At 42.1% G+C, this 19,524-nt stretch carries 15 protein-coding genes; 11 read left to right on the plus strand and 4 right to left on the minus strand.

Annotated elements, in window-relative coordinates; genetic code table 11:
* Positions 1 to 31: 31 nt before the first annotated feature.
* Entirely contained in the window at positions 32 to 934 is a 903-nt protein-coding gene (locus tag ACU696_RS05090) for a LysR substrate-binding domain-containing protein (RefSeq protein ID WP_447343045.1), read from the minus strand.
* Between the two features lie 102 nt (positions 935 to 1,036).
* On the opposite strand from ACU696_RS05090, the gene ACU696_RS05095 reads away from it, so the two are divergent.
* From ACU696_RS05095 to deoD, 10 genes are all read left to right on the plus strand, one after another.
* Entirely contained in the window at positions 1,037 to 2,101 is a 1,065-nt protein-coding gene (locus ACU696_RS05095; protein ID WP_004914795.1) for a tartrate dehydrogenase, read from the plus strand.
* 202 nt (positions 2,102 to 2,303) lie between these two features.
* Positions 2,304 to 3,893, plus strand: a complete 1,590-nt coding sequence (gene prfC / locus ACU696_RS05100; RefSeq protein ID WP_004914793.1) for a peptide chain release factor 3 — start codon at positions 2,304 to 2,306, stop codon at positions 3,891 to 3,893.
* A 192-nt stretch (positions 3,894 to 4,085) separates the two neighbouring features.
* Positions 4,086 to 4,496 carry a BON domain-containing protein gene (locus ACU696_RS05105; RefSeq protein ID WP_196718583.1) on the plus strand — a complete coding sequence of 137 codons (411 nt, stop codon included), beginning with the start codon at positions 4,086 to 4,088 and terminating at the stop codon, positions 4,494 to 4,496.
* 132 nt (positions 4,497 to 4,628) lie between these two features.
* Positions 4,629 to 5,726 carry a patatin-like phospholipase family protein gene (locus tag ACU696_RS05110; RefSeq protein WP_004914789.1) on the plus strand — a complete coding sequence of 366 codons (1,098 nt, stop codon included), beginning with the start codon at positions 4,629 to 4,631 and terminating at the stop codon, positions 5,724 to 5,726.
* On the plus strand, positions 5,719 to 6,504 hold the full coding sequence (locus ACU696_RS05115) for a TatD family hydrolase (RefSeq protein WP_226537941.1): 786 nt from the start codon (positions 5,719 to 5,721) through the stop codon (positions 6,502 to 6,504). The genes ACU696_RS05110 and ACU696_RS05115 overlap by 8 nt, the downstream gene beginning before the upstream one ends.
* A gap of 305 nt (positions 6,505 to 6,809) precedes the next feature.
* Complete coding sequence (locus ACU696_RS05120) at positions 6,810 to 8,093, plus strand: NupC/NupG family nucleoside CNT transporter (RefSeq protein WP_181937082.1); 1,284 nt, start codon at positions 6,810 to 6,812, stop codon at positions 8,091 to 8,093.
* Positions 8,094 to 8,587: 494 nt separating this feature from the next.
* Positions 8,588 to 9,367: a deoxyribose-phosphate aldolase gene (gene deoC, locus ACU696_RS05125; protein WP_102138938.1), complete on the plus strand. Its 780-nt coding sequence runs from the start codon at positions 8,588 to 8,590 to the stop codon at positions 9,365 to 9,367.
* A 48-nt stretch (positions 9,368 to 9,415) separates the two neighbouring features.
* The gene (deoA, locus tag ACU696_RS05130; RefSeq protein WP_004914783.1) at positions 9,416 to 10,738 is read left to right on the plus strand and encodes a thymidine phosphorylase; all 1,323 of its coding nucleotides are present in this window, start codon (positions 9,416 to 9,418) and stop codon (positions 10,736 to 10,738) included.
* A gap of 52 nt (positions 10,739 to 10,790) precedes the next feature.
* Entirely contained in the window at positions 10,791 to 12,014 is a 1,224-nt protein-coding gene (gene deoB / locus ACU696_RS05135) for a phosphopentomutase (RefSeq protein WP_004914781.1), read from the plus strand.
* A gap of 398 nt (positions 12,015 to 12,412) precedes the next feature.
* Positions 12,413 to 13,129: a purine-nucleoside phosphorylase gene (gene deoD / locus ACU696_RS05140; protein ID WP_004914779.1), complete on the plus strand. Its 717-nt coding sequence runs from the start codon at positions 12,413 to 12,415 to the stop codon at positions 13,127 to 13,129.
* Between the two features lie 59 nt (positions 13,130 to 13,188).
* Here the strand turns inward: deoD and ACU696_RS05145 are convergent, their stop codons facing one another.
* Positions 13,189 to 13,683: a GNAT family N-acetyltransferase gene (locus ACU696_RS05145; protein WP_209102706.1), complete on the minus strand. Its 495-nt coding sequence runs from the start codon at positions 13,681 to 13,683 to the stop codon at positions 13,189 to 13,191.
* A gap of 205 nt (positions 13,684 to 13,888) precedes the next feature.
* Between ACU696_RS05145 and ACU696_RS05150 the strand changes: the two genes are divergently transcribed.
* A complete protein-coding gene (locus tag ACU696_RS05150) occupies positions 13,889 to 14,908 on the plus strand; it encodes a hypothetical protein (RefSeq protein WP_209102715.1) in 1,020 nt (339 codons plus the stop codon).
* Positions 14,909 to 14,979: 71 nt separating this feature from the next.
* On the opposite strand, the gene ACU696_RS05155 is transcribed toward ACU696_RS05150, so the two are convergent.
* The gene (locus ACU696_RS05155) at positions 14,980 to 17,769 is read right to left on the minus strand and encodes a M16 family metallopeptidase (protein WP_209102717.1); all 2,790 of its coding nucleotides are present in this window, start codon (positions 17,767 to 17,769) and stop codon (positions 14,980 to 14,982) included.
* Positions 17,759 to 19,465 (minus strand): ABC transporter ATP-binding protein/permease, encoded by a 1,707-nt coding sequence (locus ACU696_RS05160; protein WP_164528372.1) that lies wholly within the window; start codon positions 19,463 to 19,465, stop codon positions 17,759 to 17,761. Before ACU696_RS05160 ends, ACU696_RS05155 begins: the two co-directional genes overlap by 11 nt.
* Between the last annotated feature and the right edge of the window lie 59 nt (positions 19,466 to 19,524).

Here is a 19,524-nt window from a genome sequence, read left to right on the forward strand (position 1 = left end):
TTCATGTTTACCTTATAACTTATGGGGTTAACTAAAAACCATGTGATAAGTGAGTAGCAAGGTATTGCTCTAGATTTTCGATAAAGACTCTAAGATTAGCACTCGTTCGGAGACTTCTCGAATATACAGCATAAACATCTGCGGTTTGGTGCCATTGCGGTAACACTCGTACTAATTGGCCAGACTGTAACTCAGGCTGCACACTCCATTGGGAGCGCAATAAGATCCCTTCGCCACTTAAACACCATTGTTTAGCGACTTCACCATTGTTGACGGTTAATTTGCTATTGGGGGTGACCGTCATACTTTCTTGCTGTTGTTCAAGCTTCCATACGGCGGGGGCTTGGTTGCGCTCTTTAATCGCAATACAAAAGTGTTTTTGTTCTAACTCTTGTGGATATTTTGGGTAGCCGTGTTTTGCTAAATAGGCTGGTGAAGCGCACAAAATTCGTTGGTTTTGTGCAATTCGCCTTGCAATAAATTGCTCTGCTATTGCACCGCCAATACAGATATCAACATCAATGTTTTCACTAATAATATCGACAGACTTATCGGTTAAAGTGAGATCAATACCTAATAAAGGATAATTTCCCCGTAGTGTGAGGATAAACGGGTTAATATAAGTACTGCCAAACCCTGTGCTACAACTGATACGCAGTGAGCCGCGACAGGCGTTGAGTTGCTGTTGCATCTGTTCCAATTCAGCTAGCATCACTTCACTGCTACGTAAAATAATTTGCCCTTCGTGAGTTAGCTTAATTGAGCGAGCAGTCCTAAAAAATAAAGTTTGTCCTAAATTTTCTTCTAGCAATTTAATGCGTTTAGAAACATAAGCTGGGGACACTAACAGCTGTGAAGCCGCTTGAGAGAAACTCATCAAGCGGGCAACTGTGACAAAAACGCGGATATCCTCTAACGAAGGAAGCTTGTTCATAGTTTGTAAACCTAAGGATTACACTTCATATCTATACTTTATCACAGCAACCCCTAAACTGGAGAACAAACAGACATAATTCATTTATCAGAGGTTTTCACAATGTCACAATTTAATATAGCGGTTATTCCTGGTGATGGTATTGGTACCGAAGTGATCCCTGAAGGATTAAAAGTATTAGTAGCAGCAGCCAATAAACACAATGTAAAACTTAACTTTACCCATTTTGATTGGTCGTGCGAAACCTATCACCGTACTGGGCGCATGATGCCTGAAGATGGCTTAGAACAGTTGCAAAAATTTGATGCGATTTTCCTCGGCGCGGTAGGGTTCCCTGGTGTTCCTGATCATATTTCATTATGGGGGCTGCTATTACCCATCCGCCGCGCTTTTAACCAATATGTTAACTTACGCCCTGTACGCTTATTTGATGGCATTAAATGCCCACTAGCAGATAAAAAACCGGGAGATATTGATTTTTATGTCGTGCGTGAAAACGTTGAAGGGGAATACTCTGCGATTGGCGGTATTCAGTACGAAGGTACGGATGAAGAAATGGTATTGCAACAAAGTATTTTTACCCGTAAAGGTACCGACCGTATCTTAAAATATGCTTTTGATTTGGCGCAGTCACGCGAGAAAAAACATTTAAGTTCAGCGACGAAATCTAACGGGCTATTTCATTCAATGCCTTATTGGGATAGCCGTGTAGCCGAAATGGCGAAGCAATACCCAGATATCAAAGTTGACCAATTCCATATTGATATTTTTGCAGCAAACTTAGTGAGAATGCCAGAGTTCTACGATGTGATTGTCGGGTCAAACCTGTTTGGTGATATTTTGTCTGATTTAGGGCCTGCTTGTACGGGAACTATTGCGATTGCGCCATCGGCCAATATTAACCCAGAAAAACAATTCCCATCGATGTTTGAGCCTGTTCACGGGTCAGCACCTGATATCGCAGGGCAAAATATTGCCAACCCGATTGGTACGATTTGGGCAGCCGCCATGATGATGCAGCATTTGGGATGTCCCGAGATGCATGATTCTATCATGTCCGCAGTAGAAACAGCGATTAAACAACGTCAACATTTGACTCGCGATATGGGAGGCAATGCTAGTACACAGGCGCTAGGGGATGAAATTACCCGTTTAGTCAGTGCCTAAAGGCGGTATTTATTGAGCCAATTTAGTGAGCTATCGGGGGACTGTTTTGCCTGTTCCTCGATGCTTTGATTGTTAATACCCCCAAGATCTGCGAAAATATCCGCCAATTTTGATTAACAAGACGGATTTGCGACGCCAAGAGCCACATTGAGCCTCTTCGAATGCTTATACAAATCTGTATATAAACGAAAAGAACGGTTAAATGACAGATCAGAACTTTCTCCATGAAGTTAGCACACGCAGAACGTTTGCTATCATATCCCACCCCGATGCGGGTAAAACCACAATCACTGAAAAAGTGTTATTGTTCGGGCATGCTATTCAACGTGCAGGTACGGTAAAAGGCCGTGGCTCTAATCAACACGCTAAATCTGACTGGATGGAAATGGAAAAGCAGCGTGGTATTTCGATTACTACCTCTGTCATGCAGTTTCCTTATAATGATTGTCTTGTTAACTTACTGGATACCCCAGGGCACGAAGACTTCTCCGAAGATACTTACCGTACATTAACGGCGGTTGACTGCTGCTTGATGGTGATTGACTCCGGTAAAGGGGTTGAAGACCGGACACGTAAGCTGATGGAAGTTACCCGTCTACGTGATACTCCAATCTTAACTTTCATGAATAAATTGGACCGTGATATTCGTGATCCAATGGAATTAATGGATGAAGTGGAAAATGAGCTGAAAATTGCTTGTTGTCCAATCACATGGCCTATCGGTTGCGGTAAATTATTCAAGGGTGTTTATCATTTATTACGTGATGAAACAATCCTATACCAAACAGGCCAAGGGCATACGATTCAAGAAGTCCGTATAATTAAAGGGTTAAACAACCCCGATCTCGATGCCGCTGTTGGTGAGGAACTAGCCGCGCAGTTACGCGATGAGCTGGAATTGGTTCAAGGGGCATCCCATGAATTTGACCATGATGCATTTTTGCAGGGTGAATTAACCCCTGTCTTTTTCGGCACTGCATTAGGTAACTTTGGTGTTGACCATATGTTAGATGGCTTAGTTGAATGGGCTCCACAGCCGCAGCCACGCCAAACAGATTTACGCCAAGTGAATGCGACAGAAGAAAAATTCACCGGTTTCGTATTTAAAATTCAAGCGAATATGGACCCGAAACACCGTGACCGCGTTGCATTTATGCGTATTGTTTCAGGTACTTATGAAAAAGGCATGAAACTACGCCAAGTGCGTATCAAAAAAGATGTGGTTATTTCTGATGCTTTAACCTTTATGGCGGGGGATCGCTCTCAGGTCGAAAACGCCTATGCAGGGGATATCATTGGGTTACACAACCATGGCACGATTCAAATCGGTGATACCTTCACGCAAGGTGAAGAACTCAAGTTTACGGGGATTCCTAACTTTGCCCCTGAATTATTCCGCCGTATTCGTTTACGTGACCCATTAAAGCAAAAACAACTGTTAAAAGGCCTCGTTCAGTTATCTGAAGAGGGGGCGGTACAGGTTTTCCGCCCGTTAACTAACAATGATTTAATTGTTGGTGCGGTAGGGGTGCTGCAGTTTGACGTGGTAGTTTCGCGTTTGAAAAGCGAATATAACGTTGAAGCTATCTATGAAGCCGTTAACGTTTCTACTGCGCGTTGGGTTGAGTGTGATGATGCGAAGAAATTCGAAGAGTTTAAACGCAAAAATGAGCAAAACTTAGCCCTTGATGGTGGCGATAACTTATCTTATATCGCACCGACTATGGTGAATCTTAACCTCACCAGTGAACGTTACCCTGACGTTAAATTCCGCAAAACACGCGAACACTAATTGCGTTGATGGCCCACGGCTAACAATAGTCAGTGGGTCATCTTATTTCGAACTTCATTTAAAGCTTCTTTTTCTGTTTTTTGGTGCTTATCATCAAGAATATTCTGTCTTTATTACCTTTCTCTTTATTTTTTATATTTTTTTACTTAGGCTATATTATTCGTTGTCCATTGCAGTGAAAGGAAGGTTTTTATGAAAAAAGCAAAACTATTGAGCGTGTTAGGAGTTATTGGGTTGAGCTGGACGCTAGCAGCTTGTAGCTCATCATCGGATAGTGCTTTGAAAAAACAAGCTTCAGAAACGTGGGACAGTGCATCTAAGACAGTGGAAATGGCCGGTAAAGACACTGGGAATGCCATTTCGAGTGGCGCTAAAAATACCGGTGAGTACATTGATGACTCAGCGATTACTGCGGATGTAAAAGGAAAATTACTGGGTACGAAAGGCATTTCGAGTAACAGTGTATCAGTCAAAACCGTCAATGGTGTTGTTTACTTATCCGGTTTCGTAAAATCAGCCGATCAGATGGATAAAATTACCCAAGTTGCATCCCAAGTTAACGGGGTGAAATCAGTACAAAATGGTTTAGTGATTGCTAACTAATCTATAAATAAATGTCTCAATAGCTCATATTGCTGAGTATTTATTGTACAATCTCGATAGAATGGGCTTTCAAAAGGAAGCTCATTCTGCTTTTGAGCTATTTAAAATGAACTTCTGCTATTCAGAGGCATTATGGGAAAACACGTTTCAGTTACACTCGGCACGATTGAGCCGCTAGCATTCTTTGATAATATCAACTCGGGTAAAACTGCCCTGATTTGTGAAGGTGGCGGCCAACGAGGGATTTTTACAGCGGGTGTACTGGATGAGTTTCTTATTTCTGACTTCAACCCTTTTGATCTGATGATAGGTACTTCAGCAGGGGCTCAAAATCTTTCTGCGTATATTTGTGGGCAAGCGGGTTATGCGCGCCGTGTGATCACTCGCTATACGACCAATTCGGCATTTTTTAATCCACTACGCTTTATCCGTGGAGGCCATCTGATTGATTTAGATTGGCTCGTCGACACCACAGCAAAAGAATTCCCATTACGTATACAAGCAGGGCTCGATTTATTAAATTCAGGTCGTGAATTTTATATGGGTGCAAGCCGCAGTGATGATTTTTCAGCCGCTTTTCTAAAACCTGACGCTGACAATTGGCTCGATATTATTCGCGCATCCAGCGCTATCCCTGGCTTTTACCGGGCAGGTGTCGAATTTGATGGCACGCTTTACCAAGATGGTGGCATTAGTGCAGCTATCCCAGTTGAAGAGGCATACCGCCGCGGTGCAGAGACTATTGTGGTGATCCGTACCGTGCCTTCCCAAATGTATTTTACCCCTGAATGGGTGAAAAGAATGACTCGGTGGCTGGAAGGGGATAAGAATGGCCTACAACGTATGGCTGCGATGCTGAAAGTTCATCTGAAAAGCTACCGTAGAACACAAGAATTTATTGAAAACCCACCAAAAGATGTACAGGTCTTTGAGATTTATCCACCTGTTCCACTGAAAAGCAGTGCACTGGGTAGTAAGGTGTCTTCGCTTAATCAAGATTACCATACGGGGCGCCGGTGTGGTCGTTATTTTATTGCTGCACTGGGTAATGCCTTTGAGCACAACACAAATCGCTTTAGCCATACCTTGGCACAAAAAATTGAGTCTAACCCATTAGATATTCAGCTTGAGCCACAAGTACCGAACGAACTCATTCCGGAATTGGTGGCAGAGCCTGTCACGTCAATGCCTTTGGCCGCAATATCAGCAAATGAAAACCGTGATGGCTAAACATCAATTTATCGATACCCATTGCCATTTTGATTTCCCTCCTTTTAGTGATTCCTTCGCTGAAAGTTTGCAGCTTGCTCGACAAAGTGGCGTGAGTGATATTGTTATTCCTACCGTGAGTGTGGATAATTTTGCACGAGTTTGGCAACTGGCACAGCGGTATTCGCAGTTGCATGCTGCTATGGGGTTTCATCCGTTATATTTGAGCCAGTTTCAAGAGCAACACATTGATATTTTGGTTGATTATCTTAACCAAAAAAATAAAAAGTGTGTGGCGATAGGGGAAATAGGGCTCGACCTCTATATGCAAAACCCTCAGTTTGAACGCCAGCAAGTGGTATTGTCCGCCCAATTAAAGCTAGCGAAACAGTTTGATTTACCAGTTATTTTGCATTCACGTAAAAGTCATGACCCATTAGCGGCGATGTTGCGTCGTTTTGATGTTCCTGCTCGTGGAGTCGTACATGGCTTTGCTGGTAGCCTATCTCAAGCGCAAGCCTTTGTTAAGCTGGGTTATTATATTGGTGTGGGTGGGACAATTACCTATGAAAGAGCGAATAAAACTCGCTATGTGATGTCAGAACTTCCTTTGACTTCATTATTATTCGAAACGGATGCCCCCGATATGCCTGTTTCAGGTTTCCAAGGCGAGCCAAATCGACCTGAGCGTATTGAGTGGGTTTTTCGTTCATTATGTGAGCTTCGCCACGAATCCCCTGCAGAAATAGCCCAACAACTTTACAACAATAGTTTGTCGTTATTTAATCTTCCTCAGTAAAACCGTATACATAATCATAAATAATATTTATATAATTTCATTAATTAGCTATTTAAATCTATTTAGTTTTTATTGTGGCTAATTGGGATTTTAGTGTCTTTCCAGACTAAACTGAGTTGATTTTGTGATTTTTATCACATTACTTGAATTTTTGTTGTTTATTGCAGTATGTATTTGTGATGAGTGTTGCGGGTTATTGGTGATGACTAGGTATAATCATTAAACTAAGAGTCAAGGCGACTTACACGTTTCCTTATATATCAACCTAAAATAAAGTGAACAGGGATCCTTCCATGCAGCTCATTATGAGTATTATCGGAATGGCGGTACTTATCGCGATAGCTATTCTATTTTCCAGCAATCGCCGAGCAATTAGGCTACGCACAGTTGGCGGCGCATTTTTAATTCAATTAGCCATTGGTGCATTTGTTCTTTATGTTCCTGCGGGGCGTAGTGTGCTCCAAGGGATGTCTGACGCGGTTTCTAAAGTTATTGGATATGGTCAAGATGGGATGAGCTTCATCTTTGGCGGTTTGGTTTCCGATAAAATGTTTGAACTGTTTGGCGGCGGTGGTTTTATTTTTGCTTTCCGCGTTTTGCCAATCATTGTTTTCTTCTCTTCATTGATTGCTGTCCTTTACTACTTAGGGATCATGCAGTTAGTGATTAAAGTACTTGGTGGTGGCCTGCAAAAAATATTGGGAACCTCAAGAACAGAATCGTTATCTGCGACAGCAAATATCTTCGTTGGGCAAACGGAAGCGCCATTGGTTGTTCGTCCTTATATTGCAACAATGACGACATCAGAGTTATTTGCCATTATGTGTGGTGGTTTAGCTTCTGTCGCGGGTTCAGTTTTGGCGGGCTATGCACAAATGGGTGTACCGATGGAATACCTGATTGCGGCCTCCTTTATGGCCGCTCCAGGTGGTTTGTTATTCGCCAAACTGATGGTTCCAGAAACAGAAGATGTAAAAGATAGGGTTGATGCGACAGATTTAGTCGCTGAAGATGAACGCCCTGCTAATATCATTGATGCGGCCGCTTCTGGGGCATCATCAGGGATGCAACTGGCACTGAATGTGGGTGCAATGTTATTGGCGTTTATCGCTTTGATTGCATTGATCAATGGTATCTTAGGTGGCATTGGTGGCTGGTTTGATTATCCACAATTATCACTTGAATTATTGTTAGGTTGGTTATTTGCCCCAATCGCATACTTAATTGGTGTGCCGTGGAGTGAAGCGACAATTGCCGGTTCTTTCATCGGCCAAAAAATTGTCGTGAATGAGTTTGTTGCATTCATGAATTTTGGTGAATACATGAAAGCGGATGCAGAAGTTCTGGCGGCAGGTAAACAAGTACTTTCTGACCATACTAAAGCGATTATTTCGTTTGCATTATGTGGTTTTGCTAACCTTTCATCCGTCGCTATCTTACTCGGTGGCTTAGGCGGAATGGCGCCAAATCGCCGTGGTGATGTTGCTCGTTTAGGTATGAAAGCGGTTATGGCCGGTACCCTGTCTAACTTAATGAGTGCAACGATTGCTGGCTTTTTCTTGACATTAGGCGCAGCAGCAGTCATTTAGTTTATGTATTTGGTGGTAAGATTAATATCATCTCAAACTCAAATAAGTCAATCGGAAGGGCAATAGTCCTTCCGTTTTCATTTTGATTCGCTATATTCTTTTGTGACTTTTTATATCAATCGTAAATTTTCAACTATTCTTAACTTAGTCAATTAATGATGAAGAATATATTGAAAAGCCATTTGAGAGAAAAATGGATGGCGAGAGATGTTATAATTAGATTGTGATCACATTTTTTATTTTAATAATGTAACATTCAGTCGATTAATGTGATTTGTAGCACATAAAATGGCATCATTCCATGGTCAAATAGGCATTAGTAAGCTGCTATGGAACTGCTAGTTCTCAGAGTCTAGGACTCTAGGGCATGATGCGGTGAGAAGGATCTCAGCTGCTCAGTTCGGAAAGCATCCGACTAGCATCTTTAAGGAACCAAGCCCGCTCGCCAACAAAGAACGTGTCGTTCTGAAGAATTAACAACGTTGGAGAGTTATATGACTGATTTAAAAGCGGCCGCACAACGCGCGCTGTCCCTTATGGATTTAACCACTTTAAATGATGACGATACTGATGCGAAAGTCATCGCACTGTGCCATCAGGCGAAAAGCCCTGCAGGCAATACAGCAGCAATCTGTATTTACCCTCGTTTTATTCCAATTGCACGTAAAACATTACGTGAACAAGGCACTCCAGATGTACGTATTGCAACGGTCACAAATTTCCCTCACGGTAACGATGATATTGATATCGCATTAGCTGAAACTAAAGCGGCGATTGCTTACGGTGCGGATGAAGTTGACGTGGTATTCCCTTATCGCGCATTGATTGCCGGTAATGAGCAAATTGGTTTTGACTTAGTGAAAGCCTGTAAAGACGCTTGCGCGGCAGCCAATGTGCTGTTGAAAGTGATCATTGAAACCGGTGAGTTAAAAGATGCGGCATTAATCCGTAAAGCTTCTGAAATTTCCATTAAAGCGGGTGCTGATTTTATTAAAACCTCAACAGGTAAAGTGCCTGTTAATGCAACATTAGAAAGCGCAGAAATCATGATGCAAGTCATTCATGATATGGGTGTGGAAAAAACTGTTGGTTTTAAACCTGCTGGTGGCGTACGTACCGCAGAAGAAGCGGCAGAATATTTAGCGTTAGCAGGTCGAATTTTAGGTGATAATTGGGCAGATAGCCGTCATTTCCGTTTTGGTGCTTCTAGTTTATTAGCAAATTTATTAAATACGCTGGGTTTTGACGTTAAAAAATCAAGCAGTAGCTATTAATTTTCGCAATATTGTTAGCCGATAAATTCGACTTTAAAGGAGCATATTGTGTTTCTGGCACAAGAAATTATCCGTAAAAAACGTGATGGTAAGCCATTAAGCGAAGAAGAGATTCGTTTCTTTATCAATGGTGTTCGCGATAACTCAGTTTCAGAAGGTCAAATTGCTGCATTGGCAATGACTATCTATTTTAATGATATGACCATGCCTGAGCGTGTTGCATTAACGCTAGCTATGCGTGATTCAGGAACGGTGCTGAACTGGAAATCACTCAATCTCAATGGCCCATTAGTTGATAAACATTCAACTGGTGGTGTGGGTGATGTCACTTCATTAATGCTCGGCCCAATGGTCGCAGCGTGTGGTGGCTATGTACCGATGATCTCAGGCCGTGGTTTAGGCCACACCGGTGGCACATTAGATAAACTCGAAGCGATCCCTAATTTCGATATTTTCCCAGATGATGCGCGTTTCCGTGACATTATCAAAGATGTCGGGGTAGCAATTATTGGGCAAACCAATTCATTAGCACCTGCAGATAAACGTTTTTATGCGACCCGTGATATCACTGCGACAGTAGATTCTATTCCGCTAATTACGGCTTCAATCTTAGGTAAAAAATTGGCAGAAGGCCTTGATGCTCTGGTGATGGACGTTAAAGTTGGCTCAGGTGCATTTATGCCAACTTATGAGAAGTCAGAACAGCTAGCTGAGTCTATTGTTAAAGTCGCGAATGGCGCAGGGTGTAAAACCACCGCATTATTAACTGATATGAATGAAGTACTGGCATCCAGTGCCGGTAACGCCGTTGAAGTGCGTGAAGCTGTACAATTTTTGACAGGTGAATACCGTAATCCACGTCTTTATGAAGTCACCATGGCGCTATGCGTAGAAATGTTAGTGTCTGGCTCATTAGCCGCAAACCGCGAAGAAGCACGTCAAAAATTACAGGCAGTATTAGACAATGGTAAAGCGGCAGAAGTGTTTGGCCGTATGGTTGCAGCGCAAAAAGGGCCAGCTGATTTTGTTGAAAATTACAACAAATACCTGCCGACTGCAGTGCTGAGCAAAGCGGTTTATGCACCAAAAGACGGCATTATCACGCAAATGGATACACGTGCGCTGGGAATGTCTGTCGTGACTTTAGGTGGTGGTCGTCGTAAAGCGACAGACCCAATTGATTATAGTGTTGGTTTGAGTGATATCGCTGCGTTAGGTGCCAAAGTGGATACCCAAACGCCACTGGCAATTATCCATGCAAATAGTGAAAAAGCGTGGGAAGAAGCCGCGAAGGAAGTGCGTGAAGCGATGGTGATTGGTGATAAAGCACCTGAAGCTACACCAATGGTTTATCGCCAAATCAGCGAGTAATACACAAGATTTTAGTGGTATATCGTATTTAAAAATACCGCAGGAGAAAAATATGAAACGCACATTTATTATGGTTTTGGATTCCTTTGGGATCGGTGCTGCACACGATGCACATAAATTTGGTGATGAAGGCTCAAACACACTGGGTCACATTGCAGATGCTTGCGCACGTGGCGAAGCGGATATTGGTCGTAAAGGGCCTCTGCATTTACCGAATTTAACAAAATTAGGTTTAGGTAAAGCAGGAGAAGAATCAAGCGGTTCATTCCCTGCAGGCCTTGATCCTAATGCAGAAATTATTGGCGCATACGCTTATGCGAGCGAAATTTCTTCGGGTAAAGATACCCCGTCAGGTCACTGGGAAATTGCGGGTGTACCTGTGCTATTTGATTGGGGTTATTTCTCTAATGAAGAAAACAGCTTCCCACAAGAGCTGCTGGATACTTTAGTCGAGAAAGCAAACTTGCCGGGCTATTTAGGTAACTGCCATTCATCCGGTACAGTTATCCTCGATCAACTGGGTGAAGAGCACATGAAAACCGGTAAACCGATTTTCTATACCTCTGCTGACTCCGTATTCCAAATTGCGTGCCACGAAGAAACTTATGGCTTAGATAAACTGTATGAGCTGTGCGAAATCGCACGTGAAGAGTTAACCAAAGGTGGTTATAACATTGGCCGTGTTATCGCGCGTCCATTTGTTGGTGATAAAGCCGGTAACTTCACACGTACAGGTAACCGTCATGACTTAGCGGTAGAGCCACCAGCACCAACAGTATTGAAAAAATTAGTTGATGAAAAACAAGGTGAAGTGGTTTCTATCGGTAAAATTGCTGATATTTACGCTCATGTTGGTATCACTAAGAAAATTAAAGCCACAGGTATTGATGCACTGTTCGATGCAACGGTAGAAGAAATGAAACTGGCGGGTGATAACACCATCGTTTTCACTAACTTTGTGGACTTTGACTCAGCATACGGCCACCGCCGTGATGTGGCTGGTTATGCCGCAGCATTAGAATTGTTCGACCGTCGTTTACCTGAACTAATGAAATTAGTTAAAGAAGATGACATTCTGATTTTAACCGCTGACCACGGTTGTGACCCAACTTGGCCAGGTACAGACCATACCCGTGAGCACATCCCAGTACTGATTTATGGACCAAAAGTTAAACCTGGCTCATTAGGTCACCGTGAAACGTTCGCGGACATTGGGCAGACAGTCGCTAAGTACTTTGATTTGTCGCCGATGGAGTATGGTAAACCAATGCTCTAACACCCATTACCCGTCATTCTTTGAGCTGTCGCGGTGTTGGCTGCATAAAATCCCCCTAATCACATACTTATGTATGCTCATAGGGATGATTTTCTTTGTCGCCTAGCGACAACTCAAATTATTTAGGGTAATTGTGCGCAGTTAAAGGTAATGGGCAAGGCTTTGCCGTCATTCTTTGAGCTGTCGCGGTGTTGGCTGCATAAAATCCTCCTAATCACATACTTATGTATGCTCATAGGGATGATTTTCTTTGCCGCCTAGCGACAACTCAAATTATTTAGGGTAATTGTGCGCAGTTAAAGGTAATGGGCAAGGCTTTGCCGTCATCTTTTTTAAGAATAAGGTGGGGAACCACCTTATTCATTTAAAAAAATTTAATCATTTAAAGGGAAATAATCATGGCAACTCCACATATTAATGCAGAAATGGGTGATTTCGCTGATGTCGTTCTGATGCCAGGCGACCCATTACGTGCAAAATACATCGCTGAAACCTTCCTTCAGGATGTTCGCCAAGTCAATAATGTGCGTGGCATGTTAGGTTTTACAGGGACTTATAAAGGTCGTAAAATTTCTGTTATGGGTCACGGTATGGGGATCCCTTCATGCTCCATTTATGCGAAAGAACTGATCACTGATTTTGGTGTAAAAGTGATTATTCGTGTGGGTTCATGTGGCGCAGTAATGGATGACGTCAAATTGCGTGATGTTGTGATTGGTATGGGTGCTTGTACTGATTCACGTGTTAACCGTCAACGTTTTAAAGAAAATGATTTTGCAGCGATTGCAGACTATGACTTAGTCCATAATGCGGTTGAAGCGGCAAAAGCAAGAAACGTGAATGTGCGTGTGGGTAACTTGTTCTCAGCAGACCTATTTTACTCACCAGATCCTGATATGTTCAAAGTGATGGAAAAATACGGCATCCTAGGTGTTGAAATGGAAGCTGCGGGTATTTATGGTGTTGCCGCTGAGTTTGGTGCACGTGCATTAACGATTTGTACCGTTTCTGACCACATCAAAACTGGCGAACAAACAACGTCAGAAGAACGTCAAACCACGTTTAATGAGATGATTGAAATTGCACTGGACTCCGTGCTGTTAGGCGACAAATAGTCGTTAGACGTTTTCATGATGCGCTAAAATGCCACCTATTGTGTGGCATTTTTTTATCGCTATTTTTTGATCCTACTCATCATCACCGCATCAACATATTGCCCATCACGAAATGCATAATCTTTCATGCGGCCTTCTAGTTCAAAACCAAACTTTTCATACAGCCCGACGCCACTACCATTTGCGGCGAATACTTCTAGTTCTATGCGATGGACATTCAGCCAGTTGTCACAGTAATCCACCATCACTTGCATCAGTTGTGAGCCAATACCTTTGCCTTGGTGGGCTTCACTGACGGTAATACCGAAAGTCGCAACATGGCGACGGCGTATTTGGCTGGGTTGATGGATAACGAGTAACCCGACAACGACATCATCAATAGTGGCCACAAACTGTGTGACTAGCGGGTCATTAGCACTTAGGCGAGCTTCCCACGTATTTGTTGTTGGGTATGGCAGTTGTAAAGTATTCGCATACGCGGAATAGTCAGCGTGCATTTGGGTGATTGCAGACACATCGTCCAGTGTTGCTCTGCGGATGGTTACGTTGTTCACATCGAGTCTCTTTATCGTTATTTATTATAAGAATATTAATCACATTAAAACGATGACCTGTCAATCGATAGTCATCAACGTCATGAAAGGCATTACAAATTGAGTGACTAAAAATAGACAAAATCGCTATCTGATATCACAACATAATAAATAGATATACGATTTTGGCTATATAGCGTTCAGTAATTTATTCAGAGGAATTATTATGCTTGAATCAATGGGTAGGAAAAACATTTTAGTTAACTTAACAGCGAGCAAGGAGCATATAAAAAATGCCCCAAAAAAAATTAAAAAATATGTTACTAAGCAAATAAAAAATATTAAGCAGACTCGAACGTTATCGCCTATAAATCTAAGAGGAAAGAATAAAAATAATATTGATGAGATTAAATATGCAGAGGCCCCTCTTCACGGTGTATTGAAAGGTAGTAATCTACCCCAAGTTGGACTTGAAAGAAACGAATATAGAATAAGAGTCATTGAGAAGCCGGAATGGCCACCATTAATGGAAGCGATTGCCATTCCAAATGAAATGGAAAAAAGCTTCTATAGCTTATTGAAAAATAATAAAGTAGATGAGAGAGATGTTGATTTAATTAAAGAAATAATTAGCGAAATGAAAAAAACGAAATCATCGGATGACATTGTTATTAAACTTTATGATTTTTATGAGCTTTTTTTAGATAAAGAATATGTTACAAATAAATTTATTGTTAACTATTTAGAAGAACCAATGGGGATAGCTAAAGATACGCAATGTACTAATTTAGAATCTTTTCCTCCGCTACCATCACAAGCAACTATAACAACACCAGAACCGATTGATGTTGCTGATGAGTTATATAAGGAATTAACTAAAACCATTTCTAAAATGAGTAGATTAAAGGATGTTCCCGATGAACTATTTATTCACTTTAAAGATAATATTTTAAAATTGAAGGAAAATGAGAAACCAGAGATATTTATTAAAAAACTAAATTCCCTATTCGAATATGGATTTGATATCTTATCACAGGCAACGTTAGGTAGAATTGAGAGTAATCTTGCTGATTATATAAAAATAGATACTGAAATAGTCAAGCCTATCCATATATTCGATGATATCAAAATGAAACCTAAAAGCTTACGGGAGCGATTATTAAATGCTATTGAATGGAAATTATTTTTCTTTATAAAAAAAGCAAAAGAAGTTTATTTAGAGATGAAAAAATTTTTTCGTTTTTGAATAGCAATAATGATAGTTCGGGATAGAAAAGCCAACAATATATTGTTGGCTTTCTAACCTTGATTTAGTAATTAAGGCGTCATCATAAACACTTTTGAATTCTGCCCTAAATACTGACGAGCCAAGCGGTTAATATCCTCAACCGTGAGTTGCCGAATAATATCTTGTTCTTGATTTAAACGCTGATATTGCCCATCATCTGCAGCAATCTGTGCCAAAGCTTCGGTCCAATAGCTTGAGCTATCCGTCACTTGTGAATTTTCAGTGAGCCAAATATTTTTTGCTTCAGTTAACTCTTTTTCACTCACACCTGTTTGACGAATTTGCCCAATCGTTTTTTGGGCGATTTGCGTCATTTCTTCAGCGCGCTCAGGTGACGTGGTGAAATTCAAGCGAGCGAGGTAATAAGGTTGCGGTTTTTTTGCTAACATCTGTGAAAAACCTAATGCATAGATCCCGCTGGCTTTTTCACGTAATTCGCCGCGCAGACGTTGGCTCACAATGGTATCAATAAGTTGAATTGCTAAGCTATCTTGTTGGCTCCATACGGCGGGTGAGGCGAATTGAATGCTGACCATGCTTTTATCACTGCTACTGATGGGATATGTTTTATTAAAGCTGGCCATTTTTGGTATGATCCCTTGGTCACGAGATACCAGTTTTTGATTACTTTGCGGCAGTGATGCAACCCATTGCTCTAACAGCGGTTTTAGCTCACGGCTATTCATTGCACCTGTAATGACCAGTGTCATATCTGCTGTTGACGTGAGTAATTGGCGGTTGGCTTGCTGCAACTGTTGAGCAGTAAATTGTTGCCAGCTACCCTGTGGATTGATCACTAAAAATTCACCATGGGTATAGCTTTCTTTATTGATATTATCAAGGAACGTGCGCTCTACGGGAGTTTTGGATAAGTTTAAAGCAAAAGATTGTTTTTGTTGCTCTAACTTTTCGCCACTAAATTGAGGCGCTGTTAGCTTCAAGTTGAGTAGTTGTAGAGCCGTTTCGAGGTTATCGACAGGGGCTTTTCCCCGAAAACCATGCGTGAGTAATTCACTGTATGGGCGAACGCTAATTTGATTTTGTTTTGCCAGTAAAGCCAGATCACGAGCGCTGTAATTCCCATAACCGCTGCTTTCAGGAAGTTTCAATGCCCAATCGGTTAAACCTGCCGTTTGTTGCGTTTCTAACGAGCGACCACCGGGTAATTGCAAGTTAAATTGAATATCATCTTTCAGATTTTTATCTGTTTTAACAATGACCTGAATACCATTGCTTAATGTCCAACGATCTGTTTTTTCAACCGGTAGCTTAGATTGCTCAACAATATCCCCTTTGGGAACTTGAGGTAGTTGTAGTTGAATTGCTTTGGAGCGCAGCGTAAATGGCCCTGGTGTACTTTGGCGTATTTTAAGCCATTGTTGATTAAATGCGGACTTATCCATTGTCGCGGCATCTGTATCCGGTCCAATTAATGCTAAACGTGGGGAGGCGGTTTGTAGGAATTTAGCGACATGTTGTTGTAAATCCTGCGGTTTGACAGATTTTATCAACTGGTAGCTATTATCTAACTGCTGGCGCTTATTCCACATCGGCATGTCGTATTCAAGTGCCGTAGTGAGTTGCCCCGCTAAATATTCATTGCTATAACGTTGTTCTGAAGCGGCTTGCAGGCTAAATTTTTTCAGCATGGCTTGCTTTGCAGAATCAAGTTCTTCTTGGGTAACCGGTTCAGTAGCAAGGCGTTGTAGCTCTGTAAATAAAATCTCAGTCGCACCTTGGTAATCATTGCCTTTCGGGTGGATGATCATCAACTGTTGTAAGCGCTGATTATCTAACATTGCCCCTTGTTCATTGATGCTAATCGACGGCAAAATACCGTTATCCACCATGACGGAGAAACGCTGGTTTAAAATGGCTAACCAGAGGTTATCGAGTAAATCTTCGGACTGCCCTAAGCGCGTATTTAGCGGTGCGCTAACATCCTTTTGTAAGGCAAATTGCACATAACGCGCCCCTTGCTCTTTATCAAACACGCCTTGCACTAACATATTGGTTGAGTGGGCAAATTGTTTCCATTGCGGGTTATCTTCTGCCACTTTTTCGGGTTTAGGGAGCGCAAATAAATTATCAACCTGATTGCGTACTGATGAACTATTGAAATCACCAATAATTAATAGTGACATTCGCTGAGGTTGATACCATGTTTGGTAATAGCTTTTCGCTTGCTCAATCGGGGCATTGCGTACCACATCTAATGAACCAATTGGGTTGCGATCGACGTATCGGCTACCGTGGTAGCGTAATTTTTCTAAACTATCGTTGATGCGATAGCCCATCCCTTGGCGTAAGCGCCACTCTTCAACAATGACAGGACGCTCTTTTTCAAAGGCGTCTTGGTCAAATGTCATATTTGATGCCCAATCAGCCATCACTTGTAAGCCCGTGGCGACTTGTGCTGTCGTGGCTTCAGGGAGTGATAATTTATATAGTGTGGAATTTAAACTGGTGATCGCATTAACATGGCTACCGAGTTTAAGCCCTTGGTGTTCAAGCTGTTTGAACCCCGTGGTTCCCGGAAAATGTTTGGTGCCTTTAAACGCCATATGTTCAGTAAAGTGCGCGAGACCAAGTTGCTGTTCATTTTCTTGCAATGAACCGCTACTGACCAACAAACGCAGTTCAACTCCAGGTTGATTGCGTTGTAGAAGGTAAACTTGCAGTCCATTTTCGAGTTGATAGTGTTGCAGGTCACCGCGTACGGGCAACAGTGAGGTTGAATTTTGGCTCACAGATGTGCTGCCTGCGCAGCCACCGAGCAGAATGCTTACCAGTGTGGCGAAGGTAATTTTACGAAGCATATTCAGGTGTTCCTGTATTTAAGGATTTTTCACTCGCAGGTTCAACGAGCAATATTTGTTGTTCCGCAAATTGAGCAACGAAGCTCTGATGGCTAACCAAAATAATGGCACTGTCATGTAACTCAGCTTTCAATAGAGCGAGGAGTTCTAATGCGCTGTTTTCATCAAGGGCAGAGGTGGTTTCATCCAATAACAGTAGTTTTGGTCGGTTGAGCAATAAACGCGCAAACATAATGCGCTGCTGTTCTCCACCAGATAGGCGGTTGTTCCAATCGGTTTCGAGTGCGAGTTGGTGATGCAGCTTTTCTAACCCGACTAACATCAATGCATATTGAAAATCTTGCTGACTAAATTGGGATGTCGCTTTGGGATAAGCCAATAAGCTATCAAGCCGACTAATTGGTAAATAGAGGCGTTGTGGGATCCACATAACTTTTTCTGTTCGGCTGATAGTGCCGTTGAAGAAAGGCCAATGCCCACTTAGCGTGCGTAATAAGGTGGACTTACCAACACCAGAACGGCCACGAATCAAGGTTAATTCGCCTTGTTTGGCGGTTATATTCACGGAATTAATTAAGCAGCGGTTGTCTGCGGTAGAAACGGATAATTTAGCGATCAGAGGTGGCGATTTTTCGTCGATAGTAACCACCGCTTTGTTATCGTTTTCCAATAAAACCACAAAGTTGTATAAACGGGAAACTGTGGCTTGCCATGCGGCGATTTCTTTATAGGCAAAAATAAACCAGCCGAGTGAAGTGGCAACACTGGTAAAGGCTTGGCGCAATTGCATTAAGCCACCCAACATGATTTCACCCGCAAGGAATTTAGGTAATGCGAGTAATACAGGCGCTAAGGCGGTAACTTGTTGGTAACCCACTGTGTAGAAAGAGAGGTTCCGCTCACAACGGATCAAGCGGTTCCAGTTGCTAATAATTTCACCAAAGCGCCCCATCAGTTCTTTTCTATCTTGAGTTTCACCACGCTGCCCTGCGATGGCATCACCGTGTTGGCGGCAATTAATTAATGAGCTACGGTAATCCGCTTCGCGGCGCTGTTTATCCATATGCAAGCGACGTAGTGGAAAACCTATCCATTGGGTGAGGGCGATACCAATCAAGGTGTAAATGATACAGGCCCAGAACATATAGCCGGGTATGGTCCAGTCGCTATCGGCAAAATTAAACAACAGGCTACCGGAAAGTGTCCAAAGGATGGCCGCAAATGAAATCAGAGTTAACATTGAGTGGAGGAATGTCACCACTAAATTTAATGTCGATTCAATCAGTAAACGAATATCTTCGGCAATACGTTGGTCTGGGTTATCTGGCTCTTGTGATGTCAGCCTTAATAGGTAATGTTTGCTATTTGGGGATAACCAACGGCTAAGTACTTGCTCCGTCATGCCTTTGCGCCAGCGGATAATCAGCATTTGTTTTAGGTAATTACCCATAACAACGACAAAAATTAGCCCGCTGACTAAAATCACAAAGTATTGCAATAAGCCATACAGCGCTTGGCCGTCGAGTTTTTGTAGGGCGTTATAAAAATCCCCATTCCACATGTTCATTTTGACGTTGAACCAAACCGAGGACAACGTGAGCCCGAGTGAGGCAAACAGCAGTATCCAGCACAAAAGGGCAGCACGCTGCCCCCAAAAAGGTTTTACTAAATAGAAAAATTGTTTCAGTGTCTTCATGACGTTTTATTCATTTGTTGTTTTATTTTAATGGCTTATATTTTTTAAATTGCTCACAT

The organism is Providencia sp. PROV_01 (assembly GCF_053098325.1).